The organism is Nocardia sp. IBHARD005 (assembly GCF_052814245.1).
On sequence record NZ_CP199935.1, the window covers coordinates 3585538 to 3612487 of the forward strand.

The 26950-nt window shown below is 67.3% G+C and carries 24 protein-coding genes; 12 read left to right on the plus strand and 12 right to left on the minus strand.

From position 1 onward, the window contains the following. Positions 1–132: 132 nt before the first annotated feature. Positions 133–1731, plus strand: coding sequence for a cobyric acid synthase (locus tag ACTWPB_RS16720; protein WP_446221577.1), 1599 nt, complete (start codon positions 133–135; stop codon positions 1729–1731). A 205-nt stretch (positions 1732–1936) separates the two neighbouring features. Further along, complete coding sequence (locus ACTWPB_RS16725; RefSeq protein ID WP_446221578.1) at positions 1937–2500, plus strand: alpha/beta hydrolase; 564 nt, start codon at positions 1937–1939, stop codon at positions 2498–2500. Between the two features lie 83 nt (positions 2501–2583). On the opposite strand, the gene ACTWPB_RS16730 is transcribed toward ACTWPB_RS16725, so the two are convergent. Continuing rightward, a complete protein-coding gene (locus ACTWPB_RS16730) occupies positions 2584–3606 on the minus strand; it encodes an alpha/beta hydrolase (RefSeq protein ID WP_446221579.1) in 1023 nt (340 codons plus the stop codon). Positions 3607–3759: 153 nt separating this feature from the next. Between ACTWPB_RS16730 and mqo the strand changes: the two genes are divergently transcribed. The 4 genes from mqo to ACTWPB_RS16750 all read left to right on the plus strand — a co-directional run bounded on the left by mqo (position 3760) and on the right by ACTWPB_RS16750 (position 9274). Further along, complete coding sequence (gene mqo / locus ACTWPB_RS16735) at positions 3760–5370, plus strand: malate dehydrogenase (quinone) (RefSeq protein ID WP_446221580.1); 1611 nt, start codon at positions 3760–3762, stop codon at positions 5368–5370. Then, positions 5367–5828, plus strand: a complete 462-nt coding sequence (locus tag ACTWPB_RS16740; RefSeq protein ID WP_446221581.1) for a GNAT family N-acetyltransferase — start codon at positions 5367–5369, stop codon at positions 5826–5828. Before mqo ends, ACTWPB_RS16740 begins: the two co-directional genes overlap by 4 nt. A gap of 271 nt (positions 5829–6099) precedes the next feature. Continuing rightward, positions 6100–7755, plus strand: coding sequence for an ISAzo13 family transposase (locus ACTWPB_RS16745; protein ID WP_446221582.1), 1656 nt, complete (start codon positions 6100–6102; stop codon positions 7753–7755). A 184-nt stretch (positions 7756–7939) separates the two neighbouring features. Continuing rightward, positions 7940–9274, plus strand: a complete 1335-nt coding sequence (locus ACTWPB_RS16750; protein WP_446221583.1) for an IS4 family transposase — start codon at positions 7940–7942, stop codon at positions 9272–9274. Positions 9275–9354: 80 nt separating this feature from the next. On the opposite strand, the gene ACTWPB_RS16755 is transcribed toward ACTWPB_RS16750, so the two are convergent. The 5 genes from ACTWPB_RS16755 to ACTWPB_RS16775 all read right to left on the minus strand — a co-directional run bounded on the left by ACTWPB_RS16755 (position 9355) and on the right by ACTWPB_RS16775 (position 13661). Continuing rightward, positions 9355–10068 (minus strand): MBL fold metallo-hydrolase, encoded by a 714-nt coding sequence (locus ACTWPB_RS16755; RefSeq protein ID WP_446221584.1) that lies wholly within the window; start codon positions 10066–10068, stop codon positions 9355–9357. 136 nt (positions 10069–10204) lie between these two features. Continuing rightward, complete coding sequence (locus tag ACTWPB_RS16760) at positions 10205–10951, minus strand: adenosylcobinamide-GDP ribazoletransferase (RefSeq protein WP_446221585.1); 747 nt, start codon at positions 10949–10951, stop codon at positions 10205–10207. A 61-nt stretch (positions 10952–11012) separates the two neighbouring features. Beyond that, positions 11013–12128, minus strand: coding sequence for a nicotinate-nucleotide--dimethylbenzimidazole phosphoribosyltransferase (cobT, locus tag ACTWPB_RS16765; RefSeq protein WP_446221586.1), 1116 nt, complete (start codon positions 12126–12128; stop codon positions 11013–11015). A gap of 39 nt (positions 12129–12167) precedes the next feature. Then, on the minus strand, positions 12168–12704 hold the full coding sequence (locus ACTWPB_RS16770) for a bifunctional adenosylcobinamide kinase/adenosylcobinamide-phosphate guanylyltransferase (protein WP_446221587.1): 537 nt from the start codon (positions 12702–12704) through the stop codon (positions 12168–12170). A 102-nt stretch (positions 12705–12806) separates the two neighbouring features. Beyond that, complete coding sequence (locus ACTWPB_RS16775) at positions 12807–13661, minus strand: alpha/beta hydrolase (RefSeq protein ID WP_446221588.1); 855 nt, start codon at positions 13659–13661, stop codon at positions 12807–12809. Positions 13662–13920: 259 nt separating this feature from the next. Here ACTWPB_RS16775 and ACTWPB_RS16780 point away from each other — a divergent pair, with 259 nt between their 5' ends. Then, a complete protein-coding gene (locus tag ACTWPB_RS16780; protein WP_446221589.1) occupies positions 13921–14175 on the plus strand; it encodes a hypothetical protein in 255 nt (84 codons plus the stop codon). A 150-nt stretch (positions 14176–14325) separates the two neighbouring features. Here ACTWPB_RS16780 and ACTWPB_RS16785 read toward each other — a convergent pair whose 3' ends face one another. Continuing rightward, positions 14326–15279, minus strand: coding sequence for a helix-turn-helix domain-containing protein (locus ACTWPB_RS16785; RefSeq protein ID WP_446221590.1), 954 nt, complete (start codon positions 15277–15279; stop codon positions 14326–14328). 85 nt (positions 15280–15364) lie between these two features. Between ACTWPB_RS16785 and ACTWPB_RS16790 the strand changes: the two genes are divergently transcribed. Further along, a complete protein-coding gene (locus ACTWPB_RS16790) occupies positions 15365–15532 on the plus strand; it encodes a hypothetical protein (protein WP_446221591.1) in 168 nt (55 codons plus the stop codon). A gap of 204 nt (positions 15533–15736) precedes the next feature. Here the strand turns inward: ACTWPB_RS16790 and ACTWPB_RS16795 are convergent, their stop codons facing one another. Beyond that, positions 15737–16336 (minus strand): DUF3043 domain-containing protein, encoded by a 600-nt coding sequence (locus ACTWPB_RS16795; protein WP_446226369.1) that lies wholly within the window; start codon positions 16334–16336, stop codon positions 15737–15739. Between the two features lie 315 nt (positions 16337–16651). Here ACTWPB_RS16795 and ACTWPB_RS16800 point away from each other — a divergent pair, with 315 nt between their 5' ends. Both ACTWPB_RS16800 and ACTWPB_RS16805 read left to right on the plus strand, forming a co-directional pair. After that, entirely contained in the window at positions 16652–17008 is a 357-nt protein-coding gene (locus ACTWPB_RS16800) for a HesB/IscA family protein (protein ID WP_446221592.1), read from the plus strand. 232 nt (positions 17009–17240) lie between these two features. Continuing rightward, positions 17241–18167, plus strand: coding sequence for a carbohydrate kinase family protein (locus tag ACTWPB_RS16805; RefSeq protein ID WP_446226370.1), 927 nt, complete (start codon positions 17241–17243; stop codon positions 18165–18167). 130 nt (positions 18168–18297) lie between these two features. Here the strand turns inward: ACTWPB_RS16805 and asnB are convergent, their stop codons facing one another. Beyond that, positions 18298–20241, minus strand: coding sequence for an asparagine synthase (glutamine-hydrolyzing) (gene asnB, locus ACTWPB_RS16810; RefSeq protein WP_446226371.1), 1944 nt, complete (start codon positions 20239–20241; stop codon positions 18298–18300). Positions 20242–20723: 482 nt separating this feature from the next. On the opposite strand from asnB, the gene ctaC reads away from it, so the two are divergent. Together ctaC and ACTWPB_RS16820 are read left to right on the plus strand one after the other, a co-directional pair. Beyond that, a complete protein-coding gene (gene ctaC / locus ACTWPB_RS16815; RefSeq protein ID WP_446226372.1) occupies positions 20724–21713 on the plus strand; it encodes an aa3-type cytochrome oxidase subunit II in 990 nt (329 codons plus the stop codon). Positions 21714–21723: 10 nt separating this feature from the next. Next, entirely contained in the window at positions 21724–22140 is a 417-nt protein-coding gene (locus ACTWPB_RS16820; protein ID WP_056816603.1) for a cytochrome c oxidase subunit 4, read from the plus strand. Positions 22141–22503: 363 nt separating this feature from the next. Here the strand turns inward: ACTWPB_RS16820 and ACTWPB_RS16825 are convergent, their stop codons facing one another. The 3 genes from ACTWPB_RS16825 to ACTWPB_RS16835 form a co-directional block, all read right to left on the minus strand. After that, positions 22504–23775, minus strand: coding sequence for an FAD-binding oxidoreductase (locus tag ACTWPB_RS16825; protein WP_446221593.1), 1272 nt, complete (start codon positions 23773–23775; stop codon positions 22504–22506). A gap of 51 nt (positions 23776–23826) precedes the next feature. Next, complete coding sequence (locus tag ACTWPB_RS16830; protein WP_446221594.1) at positions 23827–25380, minus strand: alkaline phosphatase D family protein; 1554 nt, start codon at positions 25378–25380, stop codon at positions 23827–23829. A gap of 99 nt (positions 25381–25479) precedes the next feature. Beyond that, positions 25480–26859 carry an ABC1 kinase family protein gene (locus ACTWPB_RS16835; protein WP_446221595.1) on the minus strand — a complete coding sequence of 460 codons (1380 nt, stop codon included), beginning with the start codon at positions 26857–26859 and terminating at the stop codon, positions 25480–25482. Between the last annotated feature and the right edge of the window lie 91 nt (positions 26860–26950).

Below are 26950 nucleotides of genomic sequence, written 5' to 3' on the forward strand. Positions count from 1 at the left end.
GTCGTTGGGGCGTCACCGAGACGAGCGTGGAAATCCAGGCGCTGCCGCGAGTCTGTCGGCCGGTTCGGTGAGACCGTCGCGGCTGCACGATTCTGGCGGGCTGTCGAATCGGACCGGTGTGGGGTGCCGATCGTGACCGACGCGGACCTGCGCGGGGCGCTTCTGATTGCGGGCACCACCTCCGACGCCGGGAAAAGCGTTGTAGTGGCGGGTATTTGCCGCATGCTCGCCCGGCGTGGGGTGCGCGTGGCGCCGTTCAAGGCGCAGAACATGTCGAACAACTCGGTCGTCACCCTCGACGGCGGGGAGATCGGGCGTGCGCAGGCTTTGCAGGCGCGGGCCTGCGGACTCGAGCCCAGTGTGCGGTTCAACCCGGTGCTGTTGAAGCCAGGTAGCGATCGCCGATCGCAGTTGGTGGTTCGCGGCAAGGCGGTCGGAACTGTCGGCGCGCGTGACTATTTCACGCGTCGGCAGGAATTGCGCGAAGTCGTCGCGGCCGAATTGGCCTCGTTACGTGACGAATTCGATGTGGTGATCTGTGAGGGGGCGGGCTCACCGGCCGAAATCAATCTCCGGGCCACCGATCTCGCGAACATGGGGTTGGCGCGCGCCGCCGATATCCCGGTCCTCGTGGTGGGCGACATCGACCGAGGCGGCGTCCTCGCCCACCTGTTCGGCACCGTGGCGGTCCTGGAACCCGAAGACCAGCAACTCATCTCGGGATTCCTCATCAACAAATTCCGGGGCGATGTGTCCCTGCTGCAACCCGGCCTCGACCAACTCGCCACCCTGACCGGCCGTCCCACCCTCGGTGTCCTCCCCTTCGCCGAAGACCTCTGGCTCGACGCCGAAGACTCCCTCGGCACCCTCTCCGGCGCCCCGGTCGGCCGACCCGGCCCGCCCCACGGCACCGACTGGCTCACCGTCGCCGCGATCCGCCTCCCCCGAATCTCCAACTCCACCGATATCGAGGCTCTCGCCTGCGAACCCGGCGTCTCGGTCCGCTGGGCCGACAGCCCCCACCAGCTGGCCACCGCCGACCTGGTGGTCGTGCCGGGTTCGAAAGCGACCATCTCGGATCTGGAGTGGCTGCGCGCCAACGGAATAGGCGAAGCCCTCCGCGTCCGCGCCGCGGCAGGCCGCCCCATCCTCGGCATCTGCGGTGGCTACCAGATGCTCGGCAGGCGCATTGTCGACGGCGTCGAGTACCGGGCCGTGGAATCACCGGCGCCCACCCCGGCACAGGATCGCGCAGGTGTCGAGATCCCGGCGAGCGCGCGACCCTGTGTGGTGGACGGCCTCGGCCTCCTCGATCTCGACATCGAATTCGCGGACCCGAAGATCGCCCGCCAGGTGACCGGCATCGCGGGCCCGATTCCCGTGCACGGCTATGAGATCCACCACGGCAGAGTCACCCACACCGCCGATCTCGCCTGGCTGACCATCGACGGTGCTGCTGAAGGTAGTGCGCGAGAAGCGATCTGGGGCACCCACGTCCACGGCCTGCTCGAATCGGACGACTTCCGTCGCACCTGGCTCACCGAAGTCGCCGCCCGAGCGGGGCGCACCGGTTTCACCGTCGCTCCCGACACCTCGGTCGCGGCCGTCAGATCCACGCAACTCGATCTACTCGCCGACCTCGTCGAGAAACACGTCGACCTCGCGGCGCTGGACCACCTGATCCGCGACGGTGCCCCGGCCGATATCCCGGTCATCCGAACCGCCAGGTGACCGGTGTTCGATTCGTGGCGCCGGTCGCTGCGGGCGCGGTGGTGTGCGGCCCGTCTCGCCTCACAGTTCGCGGTGCGTTGTTGTGACAGGTTCGGCAATTTCGGTATCGCGGGCAGTGAAAGGCCAGTACACGGGGGTAGGGCGATCGGCAGGGCGCGCCGGAACAGGCCGCGTTGTTCAGTCCGGCCGTGTACCGTAACCCGGCATGAAATCTCGGCAGATCACGGTCGGTGACCAGGCCTGGACGGTGCGGGTCGACGGGCCCTCTTCGCGGCACAATGTGCTGCTGCTTCCCGATGCGGACGACCCTGCCGATGTGTTCGACACGGTGTGCGCGCGGCTGCACGAGTCCGATTTGCAGACCATTGTCGTGGAGTCGGTCGAGGGGCTCGATCCGGCCGGTGTGCTCACGATTCTCGACGAGCTCGAACTGCCCTACGTGAATGTCGCCGGGCGTGGGTCGGGCGCGGAGCTGGCGTGGCGGGTGTGTGCGGGCCGGTTCGGGCGGTTCATGAGTCTGGTCGTCGCCGACCATGGGCACCCGGCGGTTCCCGACGCCGACGGCATAGTCCCCGACCCGTCCTGCCCGCCGCTGGAGCTGCCTGTCACCATGCTGGTGACCAAGAGCCTGCCCCGCGCCACCGCCGACGCGTCCGGCCGCTTTGTCTACGGCGAATTCCGGGTGGTCCCCTTGGAAGTCGACAACATCGCGACCGAGGGGGGCCACGAATTCGCCACTGAAATCGTCCTGCGCACCAGCCTCTGGTAGACGCGGACCGAGATCACCAGGCTCTGGCGCGGATCGCCACTCGCGATGCATGCGGCGAGAGCCTGGTGAACGTGGGTCGAAGATCAGGACTTGCGGTAGGCCGCCAACCAGTCGAGCCAGTTGTCGGTTTCCTGGAAAGCGTTGGCGCGCACGGATTCCGAGGACAGGAACACGTCGTGGCGGGCGCCCTCGATCGGGACGATCGAGGTGCGCTCGCCCAGGCAGCCCGCCCAGCGCTGGATCTGCTTCACATCGAGCACGGCATCGGCCACGTCGACGGCGGGGGAGTGCGCGCGGGCGAACTTGGTGATCCGTGAGCGCAGGATCAGCGCGGGCACGCCGACGGTCAGGCCCTGGTGCAGGCGCGCTTGTCCCCGGCGGATGGCGCGCAGCCAACCCAGCCGCACCGGTTCACCGCTGAGCGGCTTCCAGTCCAGGTTGTAATCCCACTCACCCGAGCGGCTGTGGTGCAGGCTGTCGCCGTAGGCGGTGCTGACACCGGCGGGCAGCTGGGCGAAGGCGCGGAACCGGCCCACCGCGTTGATGACGGGGGTGCCGACGGTGCGGTAGAACGACGGTCCTTGCAGGTCGAACCAGGGACTGTTGAGGACGACCCCGACCACACCCGCCGCCGCGCTGCCACCCGCGGTCTCGAGCCGGTCCAGCCACAGCGGCACGATCAACCCACCGGTCGAATGCGCGACGATCAGCACCTCGTTGCCGGTCTCCTCGCGTGCGATCCGCAGCGCCTCGCTCAGCTCGCCGTCGTAGAACGCCAGGTCGCTGACGTAGTGCGCGCTCTGCCCATCCCGCCGCGAACGTCCGCATTTGCGCAGGTCGAGCGCATAGAACCGGTGCCCGCGCGCCGCGAAGTGCTCGGCCAGGTGCTCCTGGAAGAAGTAGTCGGTGAACCCGTGCACATAGAGCACGGTCGGCTCGACGGCCGGTGCCGCGGCATCGGGCAGATAGCGCACGAGCGTGGCCATCACCTCGCCCTCACCGTCGGGGTCGACACCGAGTGGGAGGGTCCGCTGTTGATAGGCGGTCCCGAGAACATCGGGCTGCCACTGCTCGTCGGTCCGGTCGGCGAGGGTTTCGTTGGTCACACTGCTCAATCTATCCCGGGGTCGCGATGACGTGCAGGCTTGGTTTTCATCACATTCGGGAGGTCCGTTGCAGAAGTGTGCTCGGCTGAGGTGCACAATTGGCATCAGGTGAACGACGGGTAACCTACCTCCCGGCGATTCACCGCGAGTCGCATGAACACCGCCAAAGCGCCCGTGCCAAGCGAACTCACCCGCCGGTGGGTAGCTGAGAAGGACAAGGAAGTCGATCTACCCGTGCCGAACGCTGCGAAGAGTGAAAAGACCGATGTAGTTCTCATCGGCGCAGGCATCATGAGTGCCACGCTGGGCGCGCTGCTGCGGCAGCTGCAGCCGGACTGGACGATCTCGGTGTTCGAGCGGCTCGACGCCGCCGCCGCGGAGAGCAGCGACCCGTGGAACAACGCGGGTACCGGCCACTCGGCGCTGTGCGAGCTCAACTACAGCCCACAGAACGCCGACGGTTCGGTCGACGTGAGCAAGGCCGTCGACATCAACGAGCGCTTCCAGGTCTCGCGCCAGTTCTGGGCCTCCGCGGTCGACACCGGCGTTCTGGACGACCCCGCGGGCTTCATCAACCCCATCCCGCACGTCAGCTTCGTGCACGGCGCCGACAACGTCGACTACCTGCGCAAGCGCTACGAGGCGCTGTCGCCGCACCCGCTGTTCCGCGGGATGGAGTACATCGACACCCCCGACGAGTTCGCCGCGCGGCTGCCGCTGATGGCCAAGGGCCGCGATTTCAGCGACCCGATCGCGCTGAACTGGTCCGACGGCGGCACCGATATCGACTTCGGCGCGCTCACCAAGCAGCTGCTCGCCTACATCGGCTACTCCGGTGGCGAGATCGCCTTCGGCACCGAGGTCCGCAATCTCGACAAGCAGTCCGACGGGTCGTGGAACGTCACCGTCCGCAACCTGCGCACCTACCAGTCGCGCACCATCAACGCGAAGTTCGTCTTCGTCGGCGCCGGTGGTGGCGCGCTGCCGCTGCTGCAGAAGGCGGGCATCAAAGAGGCCAAGGGCTTCGGTGGCTTCCCGATCAGCGGCCAGTTCCTTCGCTCCACCAACCCCGAGCTGATCGCCGCTCACGAGGCCAAGGTCTACGGCAAGGCCGCCGTCGGCGCGCCGCCCATGTCGGTGCCGCACCTCGACACCCGCGTGATCAACGGCAAGAAGGGCCTGCTGTTCGGTCCGTACGCCGGCTGGACCCCCAAGTTCCTCAAGGACGGCTCCAACGCCGACCTGTTCAAGTCGATCAAGCCGAACAACATCGGCTCGCTCGTCGGTGTCGGTCTCACCGAGCTGGGTCTGACCAAGTACCTGGTCGAAGAGCTGCTCAAGTCGCAGAACGGCAAGGTGGGCGTGCTCGGGGAGTTCCTGCCGCGCGCGCAGGGCCGCGACTGGGAGCTGATCACCGCCGGGCAGCGTGTGCAGGTCATCCGTCGCAAGGGCATCGGTGGCGTGCTCGAGTTCGGCACCGCGGTCATCTCCGCCGAGGACGGCTCCATCGCCGGTCTGCTCGGTGCGTCGCCGGGCGCGTCGACCTGTGTCACCGCCATGCTCGACGTGATGCAGCGTTGCTTCCCGCAGCAGTACGCGGGCTGGACCCCGCAGCTGCAGCAGATGATCCCCTCGCTCGGCCAGAAGCTGTCGGAGAACCAGGCCCTGTTCCAGGAAGTGTGGGACTGGACCAGCAAGTCGCTGAAGCTGGACCGCAACACCGCGCCCGCGCACGAGCAGGCGCCGAGCTTCGCTCAGGTGTGACCGTCGAGCTGAGACGGTCGTGGGCGGCGGATCTGGACGCCGCCACCCTCTACCGACTGCTGCGACTTCGCGTTGAGGTGTTCGTCGTGGAGCAGGAATGCGCCTATCCGGAACTGGACGGGCGTGACCTGCTGCCGACGACCCGGCACCTGTGGCTCGACGACGGGTCTGTGCTCGGCACTGTGCGCCTGCTCGAAGAGTTCGTCGACGGGGTGAGCAGTTATCGCATCGGCCGGGTGTGTGTGGCGCGGTCCGCTCGTAAACACGGGTACACCACCCGTCTGATGCAGGCCGCGCTCGCTGAAACCGGTTCGGCCACTGTGCGATTGGATGCTCAGTCGCATCTGGTCGGCATGTATGCGAAGTTCGGGTTCGTCGTCGACGGGCCGGAATACGACGACGACGGGATCATGCACGTGCCGATGCGGCGCGGTGAGACCGTTCCGTCTTCGCGCTGATGGGTGGGGTCGGCGGGGCGAAGGGTGGAGCAGAACCTGGGTTCGGTAGTCCCACGCTGTGTTTGTTGGCGCGCTGGCGCGCGCGTGTCCGCGGCCCTGAGGGCCGCCGGTTAGCGCTCGAGACTAGAGCCTTCGGCTCAGCGCTTTCGAGCGCTAACCGGCGACCCGGCCGCGGACCGGCCACTTCGTGGTCCCTAGGGGCAATGCCGCGCAGTTAGGGCCTGTAATTAATCAACCCGTAACATCCCGAGATTTTGAAAGATGTTGTGGTATGGGTGATTTCGTGGTGACCGTCGATGACCTCGCGTTCAAGTATGAGGTGTTGTTTCCGCACCTGAATGAGCGGCAGCGCCGGTTGCTTCTGGGTGCGGATGCCCGGATGCTCGGGCGGGGTGGGGGCCGGTTGGTCGCCAGTGCGGCCGGGGTACGAGAGGCGACGGTATCGCTGGGGGCGAAGGAGTTGGAGTCCGGGGAGGCTCCGTTGGAGCGGGCTCGTCGGGTCGGGGGCGGCCGCAAGCCCGCGACGGTGGTTGACGAGGGGTTGGTCGCGGCGTTGTTGGAGTTGGTGGAGCCCGATATGCGGGGGGATCCGATGTCGCCGTTGCGGTGGACGATCCGGTCGACCCGCAACCTTGCCGACGAGTTGACGGCCCGCGGGCATCCGGCGGCGGCAGATTTGGTGGGGAATCTGTTGCGGGCGTTGGGTTTCAGTTTGCAGGCCAACGCGAAGACGTTGGAGGGCAAGCAGAGCCCGGATCGTGACGCGCAGTTCCGTTACATCAACGAGCAGGTCAAGGCCCGCCAAGCGGCGGGACAGCCGGTCATCAGCGTGGACACCAAGAAGAAGGAATTGATCGGGCAGTACAAGAACGCCGGTGAGACGATGCGCCGCAAGGGCCATCCGGTCGAGGTCAACGACCACGACTTTCCCGGTGACTCGGGCAAGGTCTCGCCCTATGGGGTCTATGACATGACCAACAACACGGGATGGGTCAATGTCGGCACCGACCACGACACCGCTGCGTTCGCCGTGGAGTCGGTGCGCCGCTGGTGGCGCGGTGTCGGTGCCGCCGCCTATCCCGGCGCTACCGAACTGCTGGTCACGGCCGACGCCGGGGGCTCCAACGGTTATCGCACCAGGGCCTGGAAAACCGAACTCGCCCGGTTCGCGGCCGAGACCGGCCTGAAGGTCACGGTCTGCCATTTCCCGCCCGGCACCTCCAAATGGAACACAATCGAACACCGGTTGTTCTCACACATCTCGATGAACTGGCGGGGACAACCACTAACGAGCCACGAGGTCGTCGTCAACTCGATCGCGGCCACCACCACCCGCACCGGGTTACGGGTTCACGCCGAACTCGACCAGGGCGAGTACCCGAAGGGTGTGAAGATCACCGACGACCAGTTCGCCGCCGTGTCGATCACCCGCCACGACTGGCACGGCGACTGGAACTACACCATCGGCCCCGAACCCGTCCGCCTCATCATGGCTGATGGCGACAGCGCACCCCAACCGACTCGACCCGACACCGCCTGGCTGCGCACCCCAGCACTGACCGGACTGACTCCCCCGCAGTGGGACGCGCTCATCAACAAACTGACCGTGACCCGTCACGCCCAACGCGAACTCCACTTGCATCAGCGACGCGGAGGCACCCGCCAGGCCGCGCCCGGAACCGGCCGCAAATCCGTCCTCACTCTCGAGGATCGTGTCGCCATCACCCTACTTCACCTGCGGTTCGCCACACGCCAACGAGCCCTGGCCGTGCTGTTCGACGTCACCCAGCAATCCATCCACACAACGATCCAGCAGACCCGACCTCTGCTCGACCTGGCCGCACACACCACCGGGCCGACAGGAATCACCCTCGCCGACGCCCAATCGGTCATCCAATACCACGACACCACAACCGAATCCGAGTAATTTCGGGTTAATTAATTACAGGCCCTTAGCGGATGGATAGACCTGTCAAGCGAGTTGCCCTGTCAGCCTTGACCATTCACCAAACTAGAACAGCGGAACCACTGGTAGAGAGGTTTTGTCCTCCAAGACAAACCACTCACCAGGAGTTCCGCTGCCTACTCAGTCTGCCATCAATCCTGTGTCCATGGTCGCGTCCGGGGCATTCGCGCCCGGACATGTGGGCGAGCTGACCCAGATCGTGCCCTTCGAGATGGTCGATGCCGCGTTGGAATCGACCACGACCGGCCCCACCCGAGTCCGCGAGCTGCCCTCCCGAGTCGTGGTCTATCTGCTGATCGCCGCAGCACTGTTCGCCGAGCTCGGATACACGCAGGTATGGGCGCGGATGGTCTCGGGTCTGGACGGGCTGACTGTCGCCAACCCAGGGTCCTCGGCGCTGGCTCAGGCCCGACGCCGAGTCGGGCCCACTCCGCTACGAGAGTTGTTCGGTCTACTCGCCGGTCCAGTCACGGGCGCGACACGCTGGCGGGGATTGCTGGTCTGCGCCATCGACGGCACCTCCATGTCGGTCCCCAACAGCGACCCCAACCGTGGCGCCTTCTACCGACTACACAGCGGCGATCTCGATTCGGGATATCTGATGATTCGATTGGTGACCGTGGTGGCGTGTGGCACCCGCACCGTGATCGATGCCGTGTTCGGTAGTTTCGGTGTCTCCGAGATCGCCTACGCCCCAAGACTTTTCGCCTCGTTACGCGAGGGCATGGTGGTGCTGGCCGACCGGAACTTCGCGGTCGCGGCGTTGATCGGGGCGATCGCGGAAACGAAAGCTGACCTGCTGATCCGTGGAAAAGCAGGACACACGATGCCCATGATCGAGCGGTTAAGCGATGGTTCATGGCTCAGCGTGAAAGGACCAGTCGTGGTGCGGGTCATCGACGCCGAGATCGTCGTGGATACCGGCGGAGCCGCCCGCACGGTGCGGTACCGGTTGCTGACCACTCTGACCGACTACCGCCGCTATCCAGCGATGGAGTTGGTGCGGCTTTACCACCAGCGGTGGGAGATCGAGACTGCCTACGCCGAACTCAAATCGAGCATGCTCGGTGGTCGGGTGCTACGCGCTCGGACTCCCGCCGGAGTCGAGCAGGAGGTCTATGCGTTGTTGATCGCCTATCAAGCGTTACGGATCGCTATCGCTGATGCCACTCTCACCGATCCCGGTGTCACACCGTTGCGGGGTAGTTTCGGTATCGCTGTCAATACCGCTCGTGACCAGCTCGTTCACGCGGCCGGTGTCGTGGCTGGAACGAGCATCGACCTCGTCGGCAAGATCGGCGCGGCGGTCTTGGCCGAGCTATTGCCGCCGCGACGATCACGCCAATGCCCGCGCGTGGTGAAACGGGCATTGTCCAAACACCGGGCTAAAGGCGCCCTCGATCGCACCAACTACTCGTCTGTCTCGATCTCGATCAGCTTGTGTGAGTTACCCGGGTTGACATCGACCATGGCGCCTTAACTGCGCGGCATTGTCCCTAAGGGTCGGGAGTGCGGTGGCTGGGTGTGCGGTCATGGCGGGCTTGGGTTTACGGGAGTTGTTTATCCCGGCATCAACGCCTGCCATTCGCCGAGGGACTTCGGGCGCAGGACGTAGTTGCTGTCGCACACGGAAGTCAGTGCGGCGCTCGGGGCTTCGGAGTACCAGTGGCCGGGGTAGACGACGGGGTTGCCGTCAAGGGCGGCGAGCTGGCGCAGGCTGCGGAACATCTCGTCGGAGTCGCCGCCGGGGAAGTCGGTGCGGCCGCAGCCGTCGATGAACAGGGTGTCGCCGGAGATGAGGCGACCGTCGAACAGGAAGCACTGGCTGCCCGGGGTGTGGCCGGGCGTGTGTAGTAACTCGATGTCGAAGGCGCCGACCTTCACCTTGTCGCCGTGGTCGTGGCCGGTCAGCTCGCTGGGGGCGATGCCGGTGGTCTGGGCGACCCAGTCCAGTTCGAGCTTGTTGACGTGCACTTCGACGCTGGTCTTCTCGAGCAGTTCGGCCACGCCACCGAGGGTGAAACCGAGCATGGTGCCGCCCACATGGTCGGGATGATGATGGGTGGCGAGTACGCCGGACACGCGCATGCCGTCGGCCGCCGCGACGTCGACCAGGTCGGCGGCCTGGTAGGCGGGATCGACCAGCAGGGTCTCGCCGGTCTCCCGGTCGCCGATCAGATACGCGAAGTTGCGCATCTGCGTGGCGATCGGATCGCCGACGGCGTAATCCCGGCCGGACAGCAGCTGGCGGAAGTAGAGGCGCTCGGATGACATGCGCTCCACTGTATTGCCACCGGTGTGCTGGCGACCCACCCGAGTACCGTTGACCGGACGGTCTGTGGGACCACACAACCGCCGATATCCCGGACTTGTGGCTGGTCGGAGTGTGGGGATACTGCGCGATCGGCTATCACGCCAGCGAGAAGCCCACCGCGGCAACCGAAACCGTGATCTCTATGACAGTGCCGAGAATATCGCCGGAGAGGCCTTCGAAACGGCGGACGCAGTGGCGGGTGATCGCGACGGTCAGCGCGAGGGCGGCGATCACCACAACGGGGCCGAGCCAGAGGTTGGCCGGCACCGCCGCGACCGCGGTGACAACCGCGAGCGCCGACCAGATCAGCACAGCGCCGCGGCGCTGAGTGCCCGCGACCAACGCGCCGAAACCCGCGTCGGGGGCGGCGGGGATGCCGGTGCGGCAAGCCAGGACGACGGCGACTCGGCCCGCGGCGACGGCGAGGACGACCGCGACCCAGCGCTGCTGATCGGCCAGGGTCGCGAAGGCAACCGATTGGACCGCGATGGCGAAGATGAGGGCGGCGACGCCGAACGGGCCCGCGCCGCCGGACTTCATGATCTCGCGAGCGCGCGCGGGTGGGCCGTAGCTCCCGAGGCCGTCGACGGTGTCGGCCAGGCCGTCGAGGTGCATGCCCCGGGTGAGCAGGGCGAGCAGACCTACGGTGAGCAGACCGGCGAGAAGCGTGGTCAGGCCCGCGCTGACCAGAAGCCAGAGGGCGGCCGTCGCCGCCGCTCCCATCGCGAGGCCGATCAGGGGAGCGAGGGTGATCGCGTGGCCCGCGATCCGCCGGTCCACCTTCGCGGGGCCTGGCACCGGGATGACCGAGAGCCAGGAGACCGCCAGTCTCAGGGCGTCCATGGCGAGGTCTCTGCGGGGTCGGGCCTCCGAGCGGGCGTCTCGATTGCCCAGCGGAACTTGCTCACTTCGCGAGGTCGACGGTGTCCGATTCCGCGGCGCCCGTGCTCACGCCCGCGTCGGCGAAGGTCGACATTTCGGCGAGGGTAGCGACGGCGGCGCGCAGGATCGGGAGGGCGGTGAGGGCGCCGGAGCCTTCGCCGAGGCGCATCTCGAGATCGATCAGCGGGGTCAAGCGCAGGTGCTTCAAGGCCAGGTCGTGGGCGGGTTCGGTGGAGCGGTGGGCCGGGAGCCACCAGGCTTTCGCGCCCGCGGCGATGTCTTCGGCGACCAAGGCCGCGGCGGTGACCACCACGCCGTCGAGCAGAACAGGGGTGCGGCGGATGGCGGCCTGGGCGAGGAAACCGGCCATGGCGGCGAAGTCGGCGCCCGCGGCGACGCGGAGCAGGTCGACGGGGTCGGTGGCGACGGGGCGGGCGCGGCGCATGCCGTCACGGATGGCGGCGACCTTGCGAATCCAGCCCTGGTCGTCGACGCCGGTGCCGCGACCGACCGCGGCCACGGGTTCGGTGCCGGTGAGGACGGCGATCAGGACGGTGGCGGGGGTGGTGTTGCCGATACCCATGTCACCGGCGATGAGCAGGTCGGCGCCCGCGTCGATCTCCTCGTCGGCGATCGCGCGCCCCGCGGCCAGCGCGGCGGTGACCTCAGCTTCGGTGAGGGCGTCCTCGCGATCGATGGAACCGCTCGACCGGCGCACCTTGTGCTGGGACACCGAGGGTTCGGTGTCGCCGTCGACGGCGATATCGACGACGCGCACGGTCGCGCCCGCTACGGCGGCCAGTGCGTTCACGGCCGCGCCGCCCGCCAGGAAATTGGCCACCATCTGCGCGGTGACCTCGCTCGGGTACGCCGAAACACCGTGCGCAGCCACCCCGTGATCGCCCGCGAACAGCACCACCCTGGCGCGTTCGAACTGCTCGGGCGGGCACACGCCCTGGCACGCGGCGACCCAGTTGCCGAGTTCCTCTAGCCGTCCCAGCGATCCGGCCGGTTTGGTGAGCTGCGTCTGACGCTGCTCGGCCGCCGCGCGCACCTGCGCGTCCGGGGCCGCGACCGGGTCGAATCCGTGAGTCACTGGCAAGCCTTTCGGAGGTGGTACAGGGTGTTCGACGCTCATCTTGCCCGGATCACAGCGCGCGGCGCCGACCGACCCGGCTCATTTCAATCGAATCGGCAGCCCGGCGACAAGGAGATACGCCTCGTCGCACGCCCGCGCGAGACGCTGGTTCAGCATGCCGATCTCGTCGCGGAAAAGCCGCCCCGAGCGGGTCGCGGGAATGACGCCCATTCCCACCTCGGGCGATACGATCACCAACCGCTCGCGGTAGACCTCGACGGCCTCGACGAGCGCATCACAGTCGGGGCCGACGGTGCCGCGCGGCGCGTCCCAGGCCTCGCGGGCATCCAGACGCGCGGTGATCCAGGTGCCGATGTCATCGAGCAGCGTCGCGGGTGCTCCGGTGGCGAGAACCGTTGCGGGCTCGATGTTCTCGACGGTCGTCCAGTGCTCGGGGCGCCGGTCGCGGTGGACGGCGATCCGGTCGGCGAAGTCGTGATCGGCGGGATCGAGGACGGCGGTCGCCAGGTAGCGGACTGTGGGCGCTTCGGTGAGGAGGTTCTCGGCGAAGGCGGACTTACCGGAGCGGGCACCACCGAGTACGAGGACGCGGGGTGGTCTGGGCGTGGCTGGCATTCGAGGACGGTAGCAATCGGTGACTGCGCTGAGCGCTCACTGATCGGTGCGATGGTCAGAATATGCACCGAATGGTCGGATTGTGTGCGCCCAGCGCAGTTGTCATCGTCCCCCGAGAGCGTCCAAGATCATCGGACGGGCGTTGGTGAGTGCCTGCTGCCAGTACGGCCAGTTGTGGGTGCCGTTGACGATGTCGACGCGGGCGGAGACGCCGAGGGCGGTGGCACGGTCGCGGAAGATGCCCGCGGCGACCACGGTCAACGCCTCGAGGCTCATCGCGTTGAGGGTGTTGCCGAGACCGTAGGGGACGTCGGCGGAGCCGGGGATGCCGTTGCCGGTGGTGACGTAGAGGGGCAGACCGCGCAGGCGCTCGATCTGGACGGTGGCGTCGTTGCGGGCCCACGCAGGGTCGCTCGCCGGGCCCCACATGTCGTCGACGTTGAAGTTGCCCTCGTCGCGCATGGCGGCGCGCATGGCCTCGTTCCACATCGGATAGGTCGGGTTGACGAAGCCGGAGAACGAACCGGCGAAGCGGAACTGGTCGCGGTGGTGGGCGGCGAGGGCCAGTGCGGCGTTGCCGCCCATGGACGCGCCGACGATCGCGTTGTTGGTGCGTGAGACCCCGTATCCGGCAAGGAAATCGGGGAGTTCACGGGTGAGGAATGTTTCCCACTTGTAGGTCGTCTTCTGGCCGTTGGTGCTGCTGGGCCGGTACCAGTCGGTGTAGAAACTGGAGTGGCCACCGATCGGGAACACCAGAGTGACGTTGTCACCGGCGAATTGGCGCAGCGCGTCGGTGTCGGTGGTCCACTGGCTGTGGTCGGCGGGGGCGCGCAGACCGTCGAGCAGATACAGCGCGGAGCTGCCCCCGCGCGCCGCCCACTGCACCTGAACCTTGATCGGGCCCATGCTCGACGGAACGATCAGTTCCTCGAAACCGCCTGCGGGCGTACGCATCACCGGTGCCGTGATCGGTATGGCAACGGCCGCGGACGTGCCGACGGTCGACACGACCACGGCCGCCGCGACGATCGTGAGAGCTCTGCTCAGCCGACGAATTCTTCCCCACCCAGCGCGAAACACCTTGCTAGCCGACCAGTTCCCGCCGGTCGAGTCAAGTCGATTGTGGGGCTTCACAGCATCCGATAGTGCCTGCCGCGCCGAATTCGCCGATGCGAGCCTGTGCGGTATCGGGTAGGCCCACACACTCACACGGATGGAGCGGGACAGCCTGGTTCAGCGCATCGCCGACCCGCGCGACGGTAGGCGGTCGCTGATCAGCCTCATTGACCGCTCCCGTCCACTGCGCACCGCGTTGATCGCGGCCATCACCGGCGGCACCGGCTTCCGGCTGGCGGGGGATGCGGCGATGCTCGGCATTCTCGCCGAAAAGCGTCGGATGCCCTTCATCGCGGGGAATGGATTACTCGTGCTGATCCCCTCGGCGATCACTCTCGCTCGCCGGCCGTGATGCGTTCGGGCCGCTGTTCTACGGCGTGCAGGCGCTGGAATTGCTCGCCGGTGCGACCAATATCGTGCTCATGTGACTCAATGCTCGCGAGGGATTCCGGGTCACCGGCCGCTTCGGAAAGCGGGATTGGGCGACGGAGTGAATCCCGGCTCAACCGGCCGCGCCGAAGCGGCGCCGGTATTCGGTGGGAGCGATCCCGACCTGGCGCTGGAAGTGGTGGCGCAACAGGGCGCCGGAGCCGAAACCGGACTCGTCGGCGATCCGCTCCAAGGCCATGTCGGTGGTTTCGAGCAGGTGCTTGGCGAACAGGACGCGCTGGGTGGTGAGCCACTTGACCGGGGTGGTGCCGGTCTCGGCGGCGAAGCGGCGGGCGAAGGTGCGGGTGGACATGCTGGAGCGGGCCGCGAGTTCGTCGACAGTGTGCGGGTGGGCGAGGTTCTCGGTGAGCCACGCCAGGGTGGTGGACAGGCCGGCGGAGCTGCACTCGGGAACCGGCTGTTCGATGAACTGGCGCTGGCCGCCGTCGCGTTGCGGTGGAACGACCATGCGGCGTGCGATGCCGTTGGCGGCGGCGGTGCCGATCTCGCGGCGGACCAGGTGCAGGCAGGCGTCGATGCCCGCGGCGGTGCCCGCGCTGGTGATCAGGTTGCCCTCGTCGACGAACAGGACGTCGGGGTCGACGGTGGCCTCAGGGAACATCGCGGCGAGTTTGTCGACATAACACCAGTGGGTGGTGCACTTGCGGCCGTCGAGCAGACCCGCCGCGCCGGCGAGGAACGCGCCCGAGCAGACGGTGAGGACGGTCGCGCCCGCATCGGCGGCGTTGCGCACCGCTTCGAGGACCCGGTCGTCGTAGCTGCCGATCGGGGAGGCGGGGATGGCGACCAGGTCGGCCGTCGCGAGTTGGTCGAGGCCGAAGTCGGGGGTGACGGAGATGCCGGGGGTGGTAGAGCGCAGTGGCTTGCCGGGCTCGGCGCCGCAGACCCGGAAGTCGAAGCCGGGTAGGCCGTCGGCGGTGCGGTCGAGGCCGAAAACCTCACAGACGACACCGAATTCGAACATGGCGAGCCGGTCGTTGAGGACTACGGCAACGTTCGAGAGCATGCCCCATCGTAGCTGGCTGAATCTTTACGCACAATGACAGAACAGCCACTTTCGGCTGAAAATCATCGAGCGCAAAATTACTGCCATGCTTACTTTTCTGATCGTCCTCGCCGCCATCATCGGACTCGCGGTACTGATCGGCCGCGGCACCGCCGGATCCACCGGAATCATCGACCGCGACGCCCAGCGCATGAACGCCGAACTGAACGCCATCGCGGGCTATGCCGACTACATCCGCCCCAGTCATCACTGAAAACTGCGCAACCGCGTCGGAAGACCACCCTCACGAGCGAATCGCCGCGCCTTCCATAACCACCTACGGACTCCCAGCCCAGCCCCCACGTTTTCGGCCGCCCCGGATCCGAGGGGCGAGACGGAACGCCGAAGGCGCAGTATCGCCCCTCGGATCCGGGGTTACGAGGCCGAAAACCCGCGGCGCCAGCCGCCAAAAATACAGCTACACCGCGTCGCCGGGGCCGACCCGGGGCTTCGGGGCGCGCATCTTGCGGATCTGGGAGGCGCGGACGAAGGCGTACCAGCCGAGCTTGAAGCCGGTGTCGGTGGTGTCGGGGAAGCGTTCGATCACCCGGTTGTTCACGATCTTGCCGAGGACGAAGCCCTCGATGATCATGAAGACCATCATCACCAGCATGGCAAGGGTCACAATGGTCTGCAGGCCGGGGGCAACGAACATCGACAGGATCAGCACCAGTGCCATCGGCATGAACAGGCCGACCAGGTTGCGGCGGGCGTCCACCAGGTCGCGCACGTACGCGCGGACCGGGCCCTGATCGCGGGGCAGCAGGTACTTGTCCTCGCCGGCGAGCATGCGGGCGCGGCGGTCCTGCACGGCGGCGCGGCGGTCGGCGGCGGCGGCCTTGCGGTCCTGTTTGGTGCCCTTGACGGCCTTGCGGCGAGCGCGGGCTTCCTTGGCGGTCAGTGGAGCGGGCGCGACAGGGCCGCGCCGCTTGCCTTCGGCCTCACGCCTTTTCGGCGTCGGCTTGCCCTTACCTGGGGTGGTCGAAGTGGCGGCGGCGGCCTGTTCGGAGCCGGACACCGACGGGTCGACGGACTCGTCGGTGGTGCTGGACTCGTCGCGACGGAACAATTTCACGTTCACCAGGCTATTCGATGATGCCGACCATCGGGAAATGCGGTCCGCTCAGCCGTGGGCCCGGTCTCACCGCACGGTGGGCTGCGACGCAGATCACGCCGTCACAGGGCGTAGTGTGGGCACAAGCACCCAGGTCGGGTCTACTGGCTGCGCCGAGGGTGGCAAAATAGGAATAGCAGTTGCTGCGACAGCGTTGAACTCAGTCGTGCGCTGTGCACCTGAGGTCCGTTGACGGGCTGAGTCGAACTAGGAGTGTCCATGACTGTGCAGAACGAGACCGCCACCGAGACCCACGGTGCGACGCTGACCGAAGCTGCCGCCATCAAGGCGAAGGCGCTGCTCGACCAGGAGGGCCGCGACGATCTGGCCCTGCGGATCGCCGTGCAGCCCGGTGGCTGTGCCGGTCTGCGCTACCAGCTGTTCTTCGACGATCGCATCCTCGACGGTGACATCGTCGTGGACTTCGCCGGTGTGAAGCTGGCCGTCGACCGCATGAGCGCCCCGTACATCGACGGTGCCTCGATCGACTTCGTCGACACCATCGAGAAGCAGGGCTTCACGATCGACAACCCGCAAGCCACCGGCTCTTGCGCCTGCGGCGATAGCTTCAACTGATGTTCGGCGCCGCGAGTTGGCGGCGCCGTAACCTCGCCCGCCAAACCACCGCCGCGAACATTGTGGTTGCGTGGCGAGGTAGCGAACAGGTGAACCACAGGCGGTAGCGCTTGCTAACGTTGAAGTCCGGGATCCGGTGATCCCGGACTTCTTTGTTTTCCTACCTCTAGCGTCGAAGGGGCCCTGCCTCGTGTCTGTTGCCGTGTCCGCATCCATTGCCACCGACCACCTCATGCGCTTTCCCGGCCGGTTCGCCGATGCGCTGCTCGCTGATCAACTCGATCATGTGTCCCTGAGCTTTCTCGTCGACGATCTGCAGATCCGCCGTGGCGGAGTGGCGGGCAACATCGCCTATGCGATGGGTCTGCTGAAGCAGCGTCCGGTGCTCGTCGGTGCCGTCGGCGCCGATTTCGCCGAGTACCGGCAGTGGCTGGAGGCCAGCGGCGTCGACTGCTCGGCGGTGCACGTCTCCACGACGTCGCACACCGCGCGGTTCGTGTGCACCACCGATGAGACGATGGCGCAGATCGCGTCGTTCTACCCGGGCGCGATGAGCGAGGCGCGCGATATCGATATCGCCGCGATCGCCGCCGCGCACGATGTCGACCTGGTGCTGGTCGGGGCCAACGATCCGGAGGCGATGGTCGCGCACACTCGCCAGGCCAAGGCGCAGGGCATCGCCTACGCCGCCGATCCGTCCCAGCAGCTGGCCCGCCTCGACGGCGAGCAGGCGAGCGAACTGATCGACGGCGCCGCCTACCTGTTCACCAACAAGTACGAGTGGGCGCTGCTGCAGCAGAAGACCGGGCTGAGCGAAGCCGACATCACCGCCAAGGTCGGCATCCGGGTCACCACGCTGGGCTCCGAAGGTGTGCTCGTCGTCGACGCCGACGGCACCGAGGTCCGCGTCGGCGTGGTGCCCGAGGTGGCCAAGGTCGACCCGACCGGTGTCGGCGACGGTTTCCGCGCAGGCTTCCTCACCGCCCACCGCGCCGGCTTGAGCCTGGAACGCGCCGCCCAGCTCGGCTCCCTGATCGCCGTCCTCATCCTGGAAACCACCGGCACCCAGGAGTGGACCCTCAACACCGAAGACGCCCTCGAGCGCCTCACCAAGGCCTACGGCACCGACGCCGCCGACGAACTGGCCACGCTGCTCTAGCTGGACCGTTGATCACCAGGCCATGGCGTAGGCATCGCCCGAGAGGCGATCTACGCCATGGCCTGATGATCTTGAAGTCGATACGCGAACGCCCCCTGAATCTTTCGGTCCAGGGGGCGTTCGCGTGCGTTTACAGGGAGACCGGGTAGGTCGGTTCCTGGATTTCGGGCTTGATGCGGTCTTCTACGAAGATGCCGTGCCAGACCATGAAGACCAGGACGGTCCAGAGGCGGCGGCTGTGGTCGGACAGGCCTGCTTTGTGGTCGCGGAGCATCTGGAGGATGGCCGGCTTGTTCAGCAGGTGGTCGGTCTGGGACTCGGCGATCTGGGTTTCGGCCCAGTCGTAGAGTTCGGTGCCGCGCAGCCAGTGGCGCAGGGGGACCGGGAAGCCGAGCTTGGCGCGGTGGAGGACGTGGTCGGGGACGATCCCGTCCAGGGCCTGGCGCAGCGCGTACTTCGAGGTTTCCTTGGTGATCTTCTGATCGAAGGGGATGCCTTCGGCGACGCGCATGACCTCGTTGTCCAGGAACGGCACGCGCAGTTCCAGTGAGTTGGCCATGGTCATCTTGTCGGCCTTGACCAGGATGTCGCCGCGCAGCCAGGTGAACAGGTCGAGGTGCTGCATGCGCGCGACCGGATCCCAGCCGGCGGACTGGGCGTAGATCGGGGCGGTCACGTCCTGGTGGGTCCACTCGGGGCGGAAATCGCGCAGGACCGAGCGCAGCTGTGCGTCGTTGAAGCTGCGGGCGTTGCCGTAGTAGCGGTCTTCGAGGCTGAGCGAGCCGCGCTGCAGCAGCGACTTGCCGCGCTTGCCGTCGGGGATCTTGTCGCCGAGCTTGCCGAGCAGCTTGCGCGCACCGGCGGGCAGGTATTCGAAGGGCTTGAGCGACAGCGGTTCCCGGTAGATCGTGTAGCCGCCGAACAGCTCGTCGGCGCCCTCGCCGGAGAGCACCACCTTGACGTGCTTGCGGGCTTCCTTGGCCACGAAGTACAGCGGGACAAGGGCGGGGTCGGCGACCGGATCGTCGAGGTACCAGACGATCTCGGGAATCGCGGCGGCGAACTCGGCGGGGGAGACCACCTTGACGATGTGGCGGGCGCCGATCAGCTCGGCGCTCTCGGCGGCCACGTCGACCTCGGAGTACCCCTCGCGCTCGAAGCCGGTGGTGAAGGTGATCAGCTTCGGGTTGTGGCGCATGGCCAGCGCGGCGATGGCGGTGGAGTCGATGCCGCCGGACAGGAACGAACCAACGGTGACGTCGGCGCGCATGTGCTTGGCGACCGAGTCCTCCAGCGCGGCGGCGATCTCGGCGTAGCGGGCCTTCTCCGAACCCTGCGCGAACGGGCGAACCCGGAAGTCGGGCCGGAAGTAGCGGGTTGTGACCGGCTCCTGGCCGAGCTTCACCGTGGCGTAGGTGCCGGATTCGAGGCGGCGGATGTTGCGGTGCAGTGATTCGGGCTCCGGCACGTACTGCAGCACCGTGTAGTGCTCGAGCGCGCGCGGGTCGAGCTCATCGGACAGCTCGAGCGGGCTCAGCAGTTCCAGCAGGCTCTTCTTCTCGCTGGCGAAGGCGGTGCCGCCGGTGCCGGTCGCGATGAACAGCGGCTTGATGCCGAACGGATCGCGCGCCAGGAACAGTTCCGAGGTCTCGGTGTCCCAGATCGCGAAGGCGAACATGCCGCGCAGCTTGCGCACGGCCTCGGGGCCCCAGAAGTGGAAGGCGGCCACGATGGCCTCGCCGTCACCGTCGGTGGCGAAGATCTTGGCATCGGGGAATTCGGCGCCGTGTTCGGTGGCCAACTGCTCGCGCAGCTCGAGATAGTTGTAGATCTCGCCGTTGAAGGTCATCGCGTAGCGCTGCGGGTTGTCCGCGGGGCCCCAGCGCAGCGGCTGGTGCGAGTGCTCGATATCGATGATGGACAGGCGATTGAACCCGAAGATCATGTGATCGTCGTGCCAGGTGCCCAACTCATCAGGCCCACGATGCCGCTGGCAGTGCAGCGCGTCGTACACCTGATCGACCACCGCGGTCGTCGCGGAATCAGCTGTCAGGAATCCGAGCAGTCCGCACACGGTGTCGCCCAACCTTCTCTCGTTCGATGATGGGTGGCCACAACGGGCCGAAACGCTGTGTCCGAGTATGCCGCACAGCTGCCCGACACGCCGCGCTCGCCCGCTCGCGCGGGGTGCGTAGCGACCAGGCGGCGATCAAACCGCAGGTCGCGATGATCGGTGCCGTCACGGCGGAGTGTCGAAAGTGACCCCGCGACAAGACAGTGCCCCCTTTGGTCTACGCTGCGTAGTACTCAGGTCCTTCTCAGGTGTGCAGGCGTCACAGCGGCAATACTTCGACCAGGCCTGAAACTGCTGTGAAGAGGTGTCGGAACGGGCGAATCGCCGCCCGGACGACGCAATGTGTCGGAATGTGTGGCGACCAGGAAGGCGTGAGCGTGGCGCACAAGGCGAGCGAAGAGATCGGGGCACGACCCGAGAAGGGTCGGCAGGGCCGGATCCTTCGGCGGGCCGGGCTGGCGGTGTCCTTGGGGATCACCGCGATGCTCGTCTCGGGCTGCTCGATCGACAATGTTTGGCTCCGGTTCGGCTGGCCGTCGGGTATCACCCCGCAGGCCACCCGGATGCGTGAGCTGTGGACCTGGTCGGTGCTGGCCGCGCTCGCCATGGGCGTGCTGGTCTGGGGTCTGACCTTCTGGACGGTCATCTTCCACCGCAAGCGCAAGAACTCCCCGGAGTTCCCGCGCCAGACCGGGTACAACGTGTCGCTGGAGCTGACCTACACGGCGATCCCGTTCGTGATCATCGCGGTGCTGTTCTACTTCACCGTCGTCGTGCAGAACTACGTGCACGAGAAGGTCGACAATCCGGATGTCACCGTCGACGTGACCGCCTTCCAGTGGAACTGGAAGTTCGGCTACCGCAACGTGAACAACGTCGCCGGTCTCACCTGGAACGGCATCGACACGGAGCGGGAGCTGCTGAACGAAGAGCAGCTCGCCGAATACCGTGAGCTCAAGAACGACAAGGGCCACCCGCAGCCGGGTCCGTTGCACGGCAAGCCGGCCAACGACATCCTCTCGTACCTGCACTACGACAAGGTCGAGACCTTCGGCTCCAGCGAAGAGATCCCGGTCCTGGTGCTGCCGACCGGCAAGCGCATCGAGTTCCAGCTCGCCGCCGCCGACGTGATCCACGCCTTCTGGGTGCCGGAATTCATGTTCAAGCGCGACGTGATGCCGAACCCGAAGGAAAACCAGTCCGACAACGTCTTCCAGATCTCCGAGATCGAGAAGGAAGGCGCGTTCGTCGGCCGCTGCGCCGAGATGTGCGGCACCTACCACTCGATGATGAACTTCGAGGTCCGCGCGGTATCGCCGGAGAAGTTCGCCCAGTACATCAAGGCGCGTGAGTCCGGTATGACCAACGGTGAGGCGCTCGCGTCGATCGGCGAATCGCCGGTGGCCACCTCCACGTACCCCTTCAACACCAAGCGTGATATCAAGAGCGCTTCGGTGAACGAGAGCAAGTGAGGATTCTGATATGAGGATCGAAGCGCGGATCTTCGAACTGCTCACGGCGTTCTTCATCCTGGTGGGCATCGTCTACGGGTTCTTCACCGCCCAGTCGCGCACCGGCATCGAGTGGGCGGGCACCACCGCGATCGTGCTGACCGCGGGCCTGTCGCTGATCATCGGCACCTACTTCCGGTTCGTCGCGCGCCGCATCGACCTGCGGCCCGAGGACTACGAAGAGGCCGAGATCGTCGACGGTGCCGGTGACCTGGGCTTCTTCTCGCCCGGTAGCTTCTGGCCCATCCTCCTCGCGGGTGCAGGCTCGGTGACCGCGCTCGGCCTGGCGTTCTTCCAGTTCTGGCTGATCGGTCTCGGCGTGGTGCTCGTGCTCGCCGCCGCCGCCGGCCTGGTGTTCGAGTACTACCTGGGTGCCGAGAAGCACTGAGTTATTGGAGCGCTGGCGCGCTCGAGTCGCGGCCCTGATTGCCCCGACGAAGAACGACCCGATACTCGCACCTGCGGTGCATTGTCTCGGGTCGTTCTTCGTCGGGGCGGCCGCGACGCTCGCTGCGCGAGCGATGCCTCCTCGGGGTCGGCCCCACGGGGTTGCGTTATGCCGAGCGCTCCCGCCGAATGTCGGGGTCTTCTTTGCGTTGCCTATCAGCCAGCAGCTTCGGCCAACGCGGTCACCCGGGATCCGCCCGGTACACCCAGCCCCGCACGCCCGACCTCGAGGAGATGCCCGCCGCGTATCGACGGGACACCCGTGGCCGCGAACTCGAGCCCGCCAGCGCTCCAACAAACACAGCTAGACGCTGTAGCGCAGAGCCTGCTCAGAGCGGCAGATGTCGTCGATTCCGGCGACGATCTCGCGCAGCTGCTCCGAGGGCAGGGCCGAGGGGCGCAGGCGGCAGGTGAAGGTGATCAGGCCGTAGTCGGCGGGGGTGAGGCCGCGGGCGGCGGCTTCGGCGCGCAGATACTCCGAACGCACGCCGTAGGTCATCGCGGAGATGACGGTGAAGCAGCCCGAGCGTTCCCGGTGGGTCGAGAACAGGTCGTGCAGGCCGTAGAAGACCGAACCGTAGTTGGCCAGCGGAGCGAACACGCCGACACGGTAGGCGGGGCCGCGCTCGGAGGAGTTGATGACGGTGTCGGCCAGGTACTCGGCGTCGCGCATGGTGAGCACCTTCGGCGCGAACATCAGCGCGCCCGCCGCCGCGTTGCGGACCGGCATACCCGCGCGCCCGCCCGCGGCGGAAGCGATGGCGCCCAACGACTTCCGGGTCCGCGTGCCGACCTCGCGCCGGGCCCGCAGGCCGCGGGTGGGGGCGGTGGGGTACAGGCTCGACCACTGACCGAAGCGGACGGCACCGAGAGTCACCTGGCCGGTGCCGACGGGACGCGCCACCTTCAGCGGGGCGGTGTCGACCCACCGGCCGACCTGGAGTGCCGCGCTGCCGGGGTTGGTGATCTCGTTGGTCGCGTGCTCGACGAAGGAGTCGAAGTCGAGGAAGCGGTCGGCGTCGGTGGTGAGCATGGTGTGGTCTTTGTCGACCTCGACCACATCGAGGGTGAGGGCGGTGATGATGCCCGCGCGTCCACCCGCGCCGAGGATGCGGTGGAAACGCTCGGTGTGGTGACCGCGTCCGCAGGTGCCGATCCGGCCGTCGGGGTCGACGTACTCGAGGTCGACGATCTGGTCGATGAACATGCCGTAGCGGTGCGAGGCGGTGCTCACCCCGCCCACGGAGGCGAAACCGCCCGCGGTGATGTCGCGATGATCGCCGACCACCGGCAGGCCGAGGCTGTGCGCGCCGAGGCGGCGGTCGATCTCGGACAGCTTCGCGCCCGCCTGCACGCGCACGGTGCGCCGACCCAGGTTGATGTCGAGCACCGAGTTCATCTTGCGCAGCGAGAGCACCCCGCGCTGATCGGTCAGACCGTAGGACTCTTCGGTCTGTTCGCCGCCGCGCACCGTCAACCGTTCCGACCGGCCGCGCGAATCACGCACAGTGCGAACGACATCCGCCGTGTCGGTGGGGAGATATTCTTCGGAGATGACGGTATGCGGCGTGCCCATGACCGCATAGCTAACCACAGGTGCGCGGTTCTCGCGCAGGGTACTTCGCACCTATTTCCGCGTGGGCGCGAGTTGCTTGGTGAACAGGACTTTTCCGGTCGCGTCGCACAAGTTGACGGTCATTTCTCCGGTGCGGCCGTCGATTTCGACCTCGCCGAAATGCTGGTACTCCGGGTCCATCGGGGAGGTGTTGGGTGCGGGCGGCGCGTGGACGTACACGGCTTCGGGTCCGAAGGTGGGGTCGAGAGGGTTGGGGCCGAACGCGCCCGCGTTGAGCGGGCCCGAGACGAACTCCCAGAACTCGTCGAAATCGGTGAAGGCGGCGCGGGCGGGGGAGTAGTGGTGCGCGGCCGTGTAGTGGACATCCGCGGTGAGCCAGACGACATCGCTGACCTTGTTCGCCTTGATCGCCGAGAGCACCTGGGCGATCTCGGTTTCGCGGCCTGAGGGTGCGCCGGGGGCGGCGTTGGCCGGGCCTTCGAAGGCGGTCTTGCCGTCGGGGACGATGACGCCGAGCGGCAGGTCGGCGGCGACGATCTTCCAGGTGGCCTTGGAGTCCCTCAGACCGTCGGTGAGCCACGTGGTCTGGGCGGCACCGAGGATCTGGCCCTTGGGTGCGGTATTGGCGGTATTGGCGTCCTTGTAAGCACGCATGTCCAGGACGAACACGTCCAGCAGCGGGCCGTAGGAGATCTTGCGGTAGAGGCGGCCGTCGACGGCTTCCTTGGGCTCCAAGGGCATCCACTCGTGGAAGGCCTGCCAGGACCGCGTCGTGAGGGTGTCCATGCTGCGTTCGGTGTAGCCCTTGTCGGCGGCCACCGTGCCGCCGGGGGACCAGTTGTTGGTGGTCTCGTGGTCGTCCCACTGGACGATCTGGGCGACGGCGGCGTTGAACCGGCGATAGTTGTCGTCGGTGAGGTTGTAGGCGTAGTTGCCGCGGAACTGGTCGAGGGTTTCCGCCGGGGCGTTCTTCGCCTCGGCCGTGATGTTGCGCCAGATCCCGCCGTCAGGCAGCGTCACCGACTCCTCGAGGGCGTTGTCGGCGTAGATGCAGTCGCCGGAGTGCAGGAACAAGTGCGGGTCGCGAGCGGCCATGGCGGAGAACACCTTCATGCCGCCGAGGTCGGGGTTGATCCCGAAGCCCTGGCCAGCGACGTCACCGGACCACAGCAGTGAGATGTCGGCGGGCGCGGTCGGCGCCGTCCGGAAGACACCGGTGAGGGTCTCCGAGCTCGCACCGTCGTCGCCGTCCAGGCGCACCCGGTAGTGCACGAGTTGCCCCGCGGGCAGACCGTTCACCCGCACGCGCCCGGTGCCATCGGTGGCCGGGGTGAGCAGCGGCCCGGTGAATCGCTTGACGTCACTGAACTTCTCGCTCGCCGAGGTCTCCACCACCAGCGTCGCGGGCCGGTCCGACCGAGCCCAGATCAGCGCACCGTCACTGCGCGGGTCACCGACGGCGATCCCGTGCGTGAGCGCGGGCCTGGCCCGCACCAGCGCAGGCCCGTCATCACCGCAGGCCACCAGGGCAGGAGCAGTCACCACACCGAGAGCGGTCGCGCGCAGCAGCGTGCGCCGAGACATCGCGAAATCCGAAACAGCCATGAACCTCACGGTGCGCCACCGGTCCTAACACGCGGTCGTTAGCAAGGCAACGGAGCGTGAACGATGCCGAACGGCGGGCCGAACTCGGGTGCGGTGTGTCTAGAGCCCTGCGGCGGCGGCGGTTTCGGGGTACCAGCGGGTGCATTCGGCGCGGAGGGGGACGGCGGTGTGGAGTTGGCACAGGACTGCCAGGCCGCCGAGGAAGGAGCGGAGGATGGGGGTGTGGCTGGGGGGCATGGTCAATTGGCGTAGGACGTTCGACAGGCGCAGGTCGGTGGCCAGGCGGACTTGTTCGCGCAGCCAGGCGGCGGAGAGGGGGTAGGTGGGGGCGAGGAGGGCTTCGCGAACCGGTTGGAGGCGGGCGGCGACGGTGGCGATGTCGAGGTCGCGGGCGGGCGCTACGAAGCCGTGGCGGCGCATGGCGGCCTCGAGGTCGGCGGGGGAGTCGGCGATGACCGCGGCGCCGATGTCGCTCGCGACGTCGAGGAAGGTGGCCGGCCATGGGGTGCAGGCGCCGAAATCGACGACACCGAGACGGCCGTCGGGCATGCGAAGGAAGTTGCCGGGGTGGGGGTCGCCGTAGACCATCGCGGCGCGGGCGGGGGCGGAGAACAGGAAGCGCATGATCAGCACGCCGAGGCGGTCGAGTTCGCCTGCGTTGCCGCGAATGATCAACCGGGACAGGGGAGCACCCTCGAGCCATTCGGTGACCAGGACATCGCCGCGCTGTGCGATCACCCGGCTCACCACGACGTCGGGGTCCTCGGCGAAAGCCGCGGCGAAGGCGCGCTGGTTGACGGCCTCACGGGCGTAGTCGAGTTCGTCGCCGATCTCGGCGCACAGCGCCTCCACCACCGGGCGGGTGTCGGCACCGGGCAGCAGTGCGGTGAACAGCGGTGTCGCGCGACGCAGGGCTTGCAGGTCGGCCAGTACCGCGTGCCGGGAACCTGGGTACATGACCTTGACCGCCACCTGGGTGCCGTCGTGCCAGCGGGCGCGGTGGACCTGGCCGACCGAGGCGGCGGCCGCGGCGCGGTCATCGAATTCGAGGAACAGTGAGCGCCAGTGCGGGCCCAGGTGGGTGGCGAGTTCCGCGTGGACCGCGCCGGGCAGCATCGCGGGTGCCGAATCGTGCAGTCGGGCAAGGGCTTGGCGGTACGGTTCGGCCAGGTCGGGAGCCAGGCCGAGTTCGAGCAGGCCGAGGAGCTGGCCGAGTTTCGCGACGCAGCCCTTGAGTTCGCTGAGCACCTGGAAGAGGTGTTCGGCGGTGCGGGCGCGGATGTCGCGGTCGACATCGGCGGGGTCGCGGCCGACGGCGCGTTTGCCCAAGCCCGCGATGCGCCTGCCCGCGTAGGCGACCGGTACCGCGGCCAGGCGGGCGCCGCGCACTACCCGGCCGGTGGGTGGATTGCCGTCGCGAGGTGCCGCGCGCCGGGCGAACGGCATGACACGACCTTCGTCGGATTCGCCTGCGGCCATGCCAACCTCGCTGTCCGCCGACGCCTGCCACCTCTGGTGGCCCGCCCGCCCGTCGGCCTTGCCCGGCAAAGGTTACCAATCGGGCGCGCCG

Bases quoted from the DNA above. Each gene is read 5' to 3' on its own strand.
- ACTWPB_RS16725 (WP_446221578.1), top strand. From the start codon at position 1,937: ATGAAATCTCGGCAGATCACGGTCGGTGACCAGGCCTGGACGGTGCGG.
- mqo (WP_446221580.1), top strand. From the start codon at position 3,760: ATGAACACCGCCAAAGCGCCCGTGCCAAGCGAACTCACCCGCCGGTGG.
- ACTWPB_RS16745 (WP_446221582.1), top strand. From the start codon at position 6,100: ATGGGTGATTTCGTGGTGACCGTCGATGACCTCGCGTTCAAGTATGAG.
- ACTWPB_RS16750 (WP_446221583.1), top strand. From the start codon at position 7,940: ATGGTCGCGTCCGGGGCATTCGCGCCCGGACATGTGGGCGAGCTGACC.
- ACTWPB_RS16755 (WP_446221584.1), bottom strand. From the start codon at position 10,068: ATGTCATCCGAGCGCCTCTACTTCCGCCAGCTGCTGTCCGGCCGGGAT.
- ACTWPB_RS16760 (WP_446221585.1), bottom strand. From the start codon at position 10,951: ATGGACGCCCTGAGACTGGCGGTCTCCTGGCTCTCGGTCATCCCGGTG.
- cobT (WP_446221586.1), bottom strand. From the start codon at position 12,128: ATGAGCGTCGAACACCCTGTACCACCTCCGAAAGGCTTGCCAGTGACT.
- ACTWPB_RS16770 (WP_446221587.1), bottom strand. From the start codon at position 12,704: ATGCCAGCCACGCCCAGACCACCCCGCGTCCTCGTACTCGGTGGTGCC.
- ACTWPB_RS16775 (WP_446221588.1), bottom strand. From the start codon at position 13,661: ATGCGTACGCCCGCAGGCGGTTTCGAGGAACTGATCGTTCCGTCGAGC.
- ACTWPB_RS16780 (WP_446221589.1), top strand. From the start codon at position 13,921: ATGGAGCGGGACAGCCTGGTTCAGCGCATCGCCGACCCGCGCGACGGT.
- ACTWPB_RS16785 (WP_446221590.1), bottom strand. From the start codon at position 15,279: ATGCTCTCGAACGTTGCCGTAGTCCTCAACGACCGGCTCGCCATGTTC.
- ACTWPB_RS16790 (WP_446221591.1), top strand. From the start codon at position 15,365: ATGCTTACTTTTCTGATCGTCCTCGCCGCCATCATCGGACTCGCGGTA.
- ACTWPB_RS16800 (WP_446221592.1), top strand. From the start codon at position 16,652: ATGACTGTGCAGAACGAGACCGCCACCGAGACCCACGGTGCGACGCTG.
- ACTWPB_RS16805 (WP_446226370.1), top strand. From the start codon at position 17,241: ATGCGCTTTCCCGGCCGGTTCGCCGATGCGCTGCTCGCTGATCAACTC.
- ctaC (WP_446226372.1), top strand. From the start codon at position 20,724: ATGCTCGTCTCGGGCTGCTCGATCGACAATGTTTGGCTCCGGTTCGGC.
- ACTWPB_RS16820 (WP_056816603.1), top strand. From the start codon at position 21,724: ATGAGGATCGAAGCGCGGATCTTCGAACTGCTCACGGCGTTCTTCATC.
- ACTWPB_RS16825 (WP_446221593.1), bottom strand. From the start codon at position 23,775: ATGGGCACGCCGCATACCGTCATCTCCGAAGAATATCTCCCCACCGAC.
- ACTWPB_RS16830 (WP_446221594.1), bottom strand. From the start codon at position 25,380: ATGGCTGTTTCGGATTTCGCGATGTCTCGGCGCACGCTGCTGCGCGCG.
- ACTWPB_RS16835 (WP_446221595.1), bottom strand. From the start codon at position 26,859: ATGGCCGCAGGCGAATCCGACGAAGGTCGTGTCATGCCGTTCGCCCGG.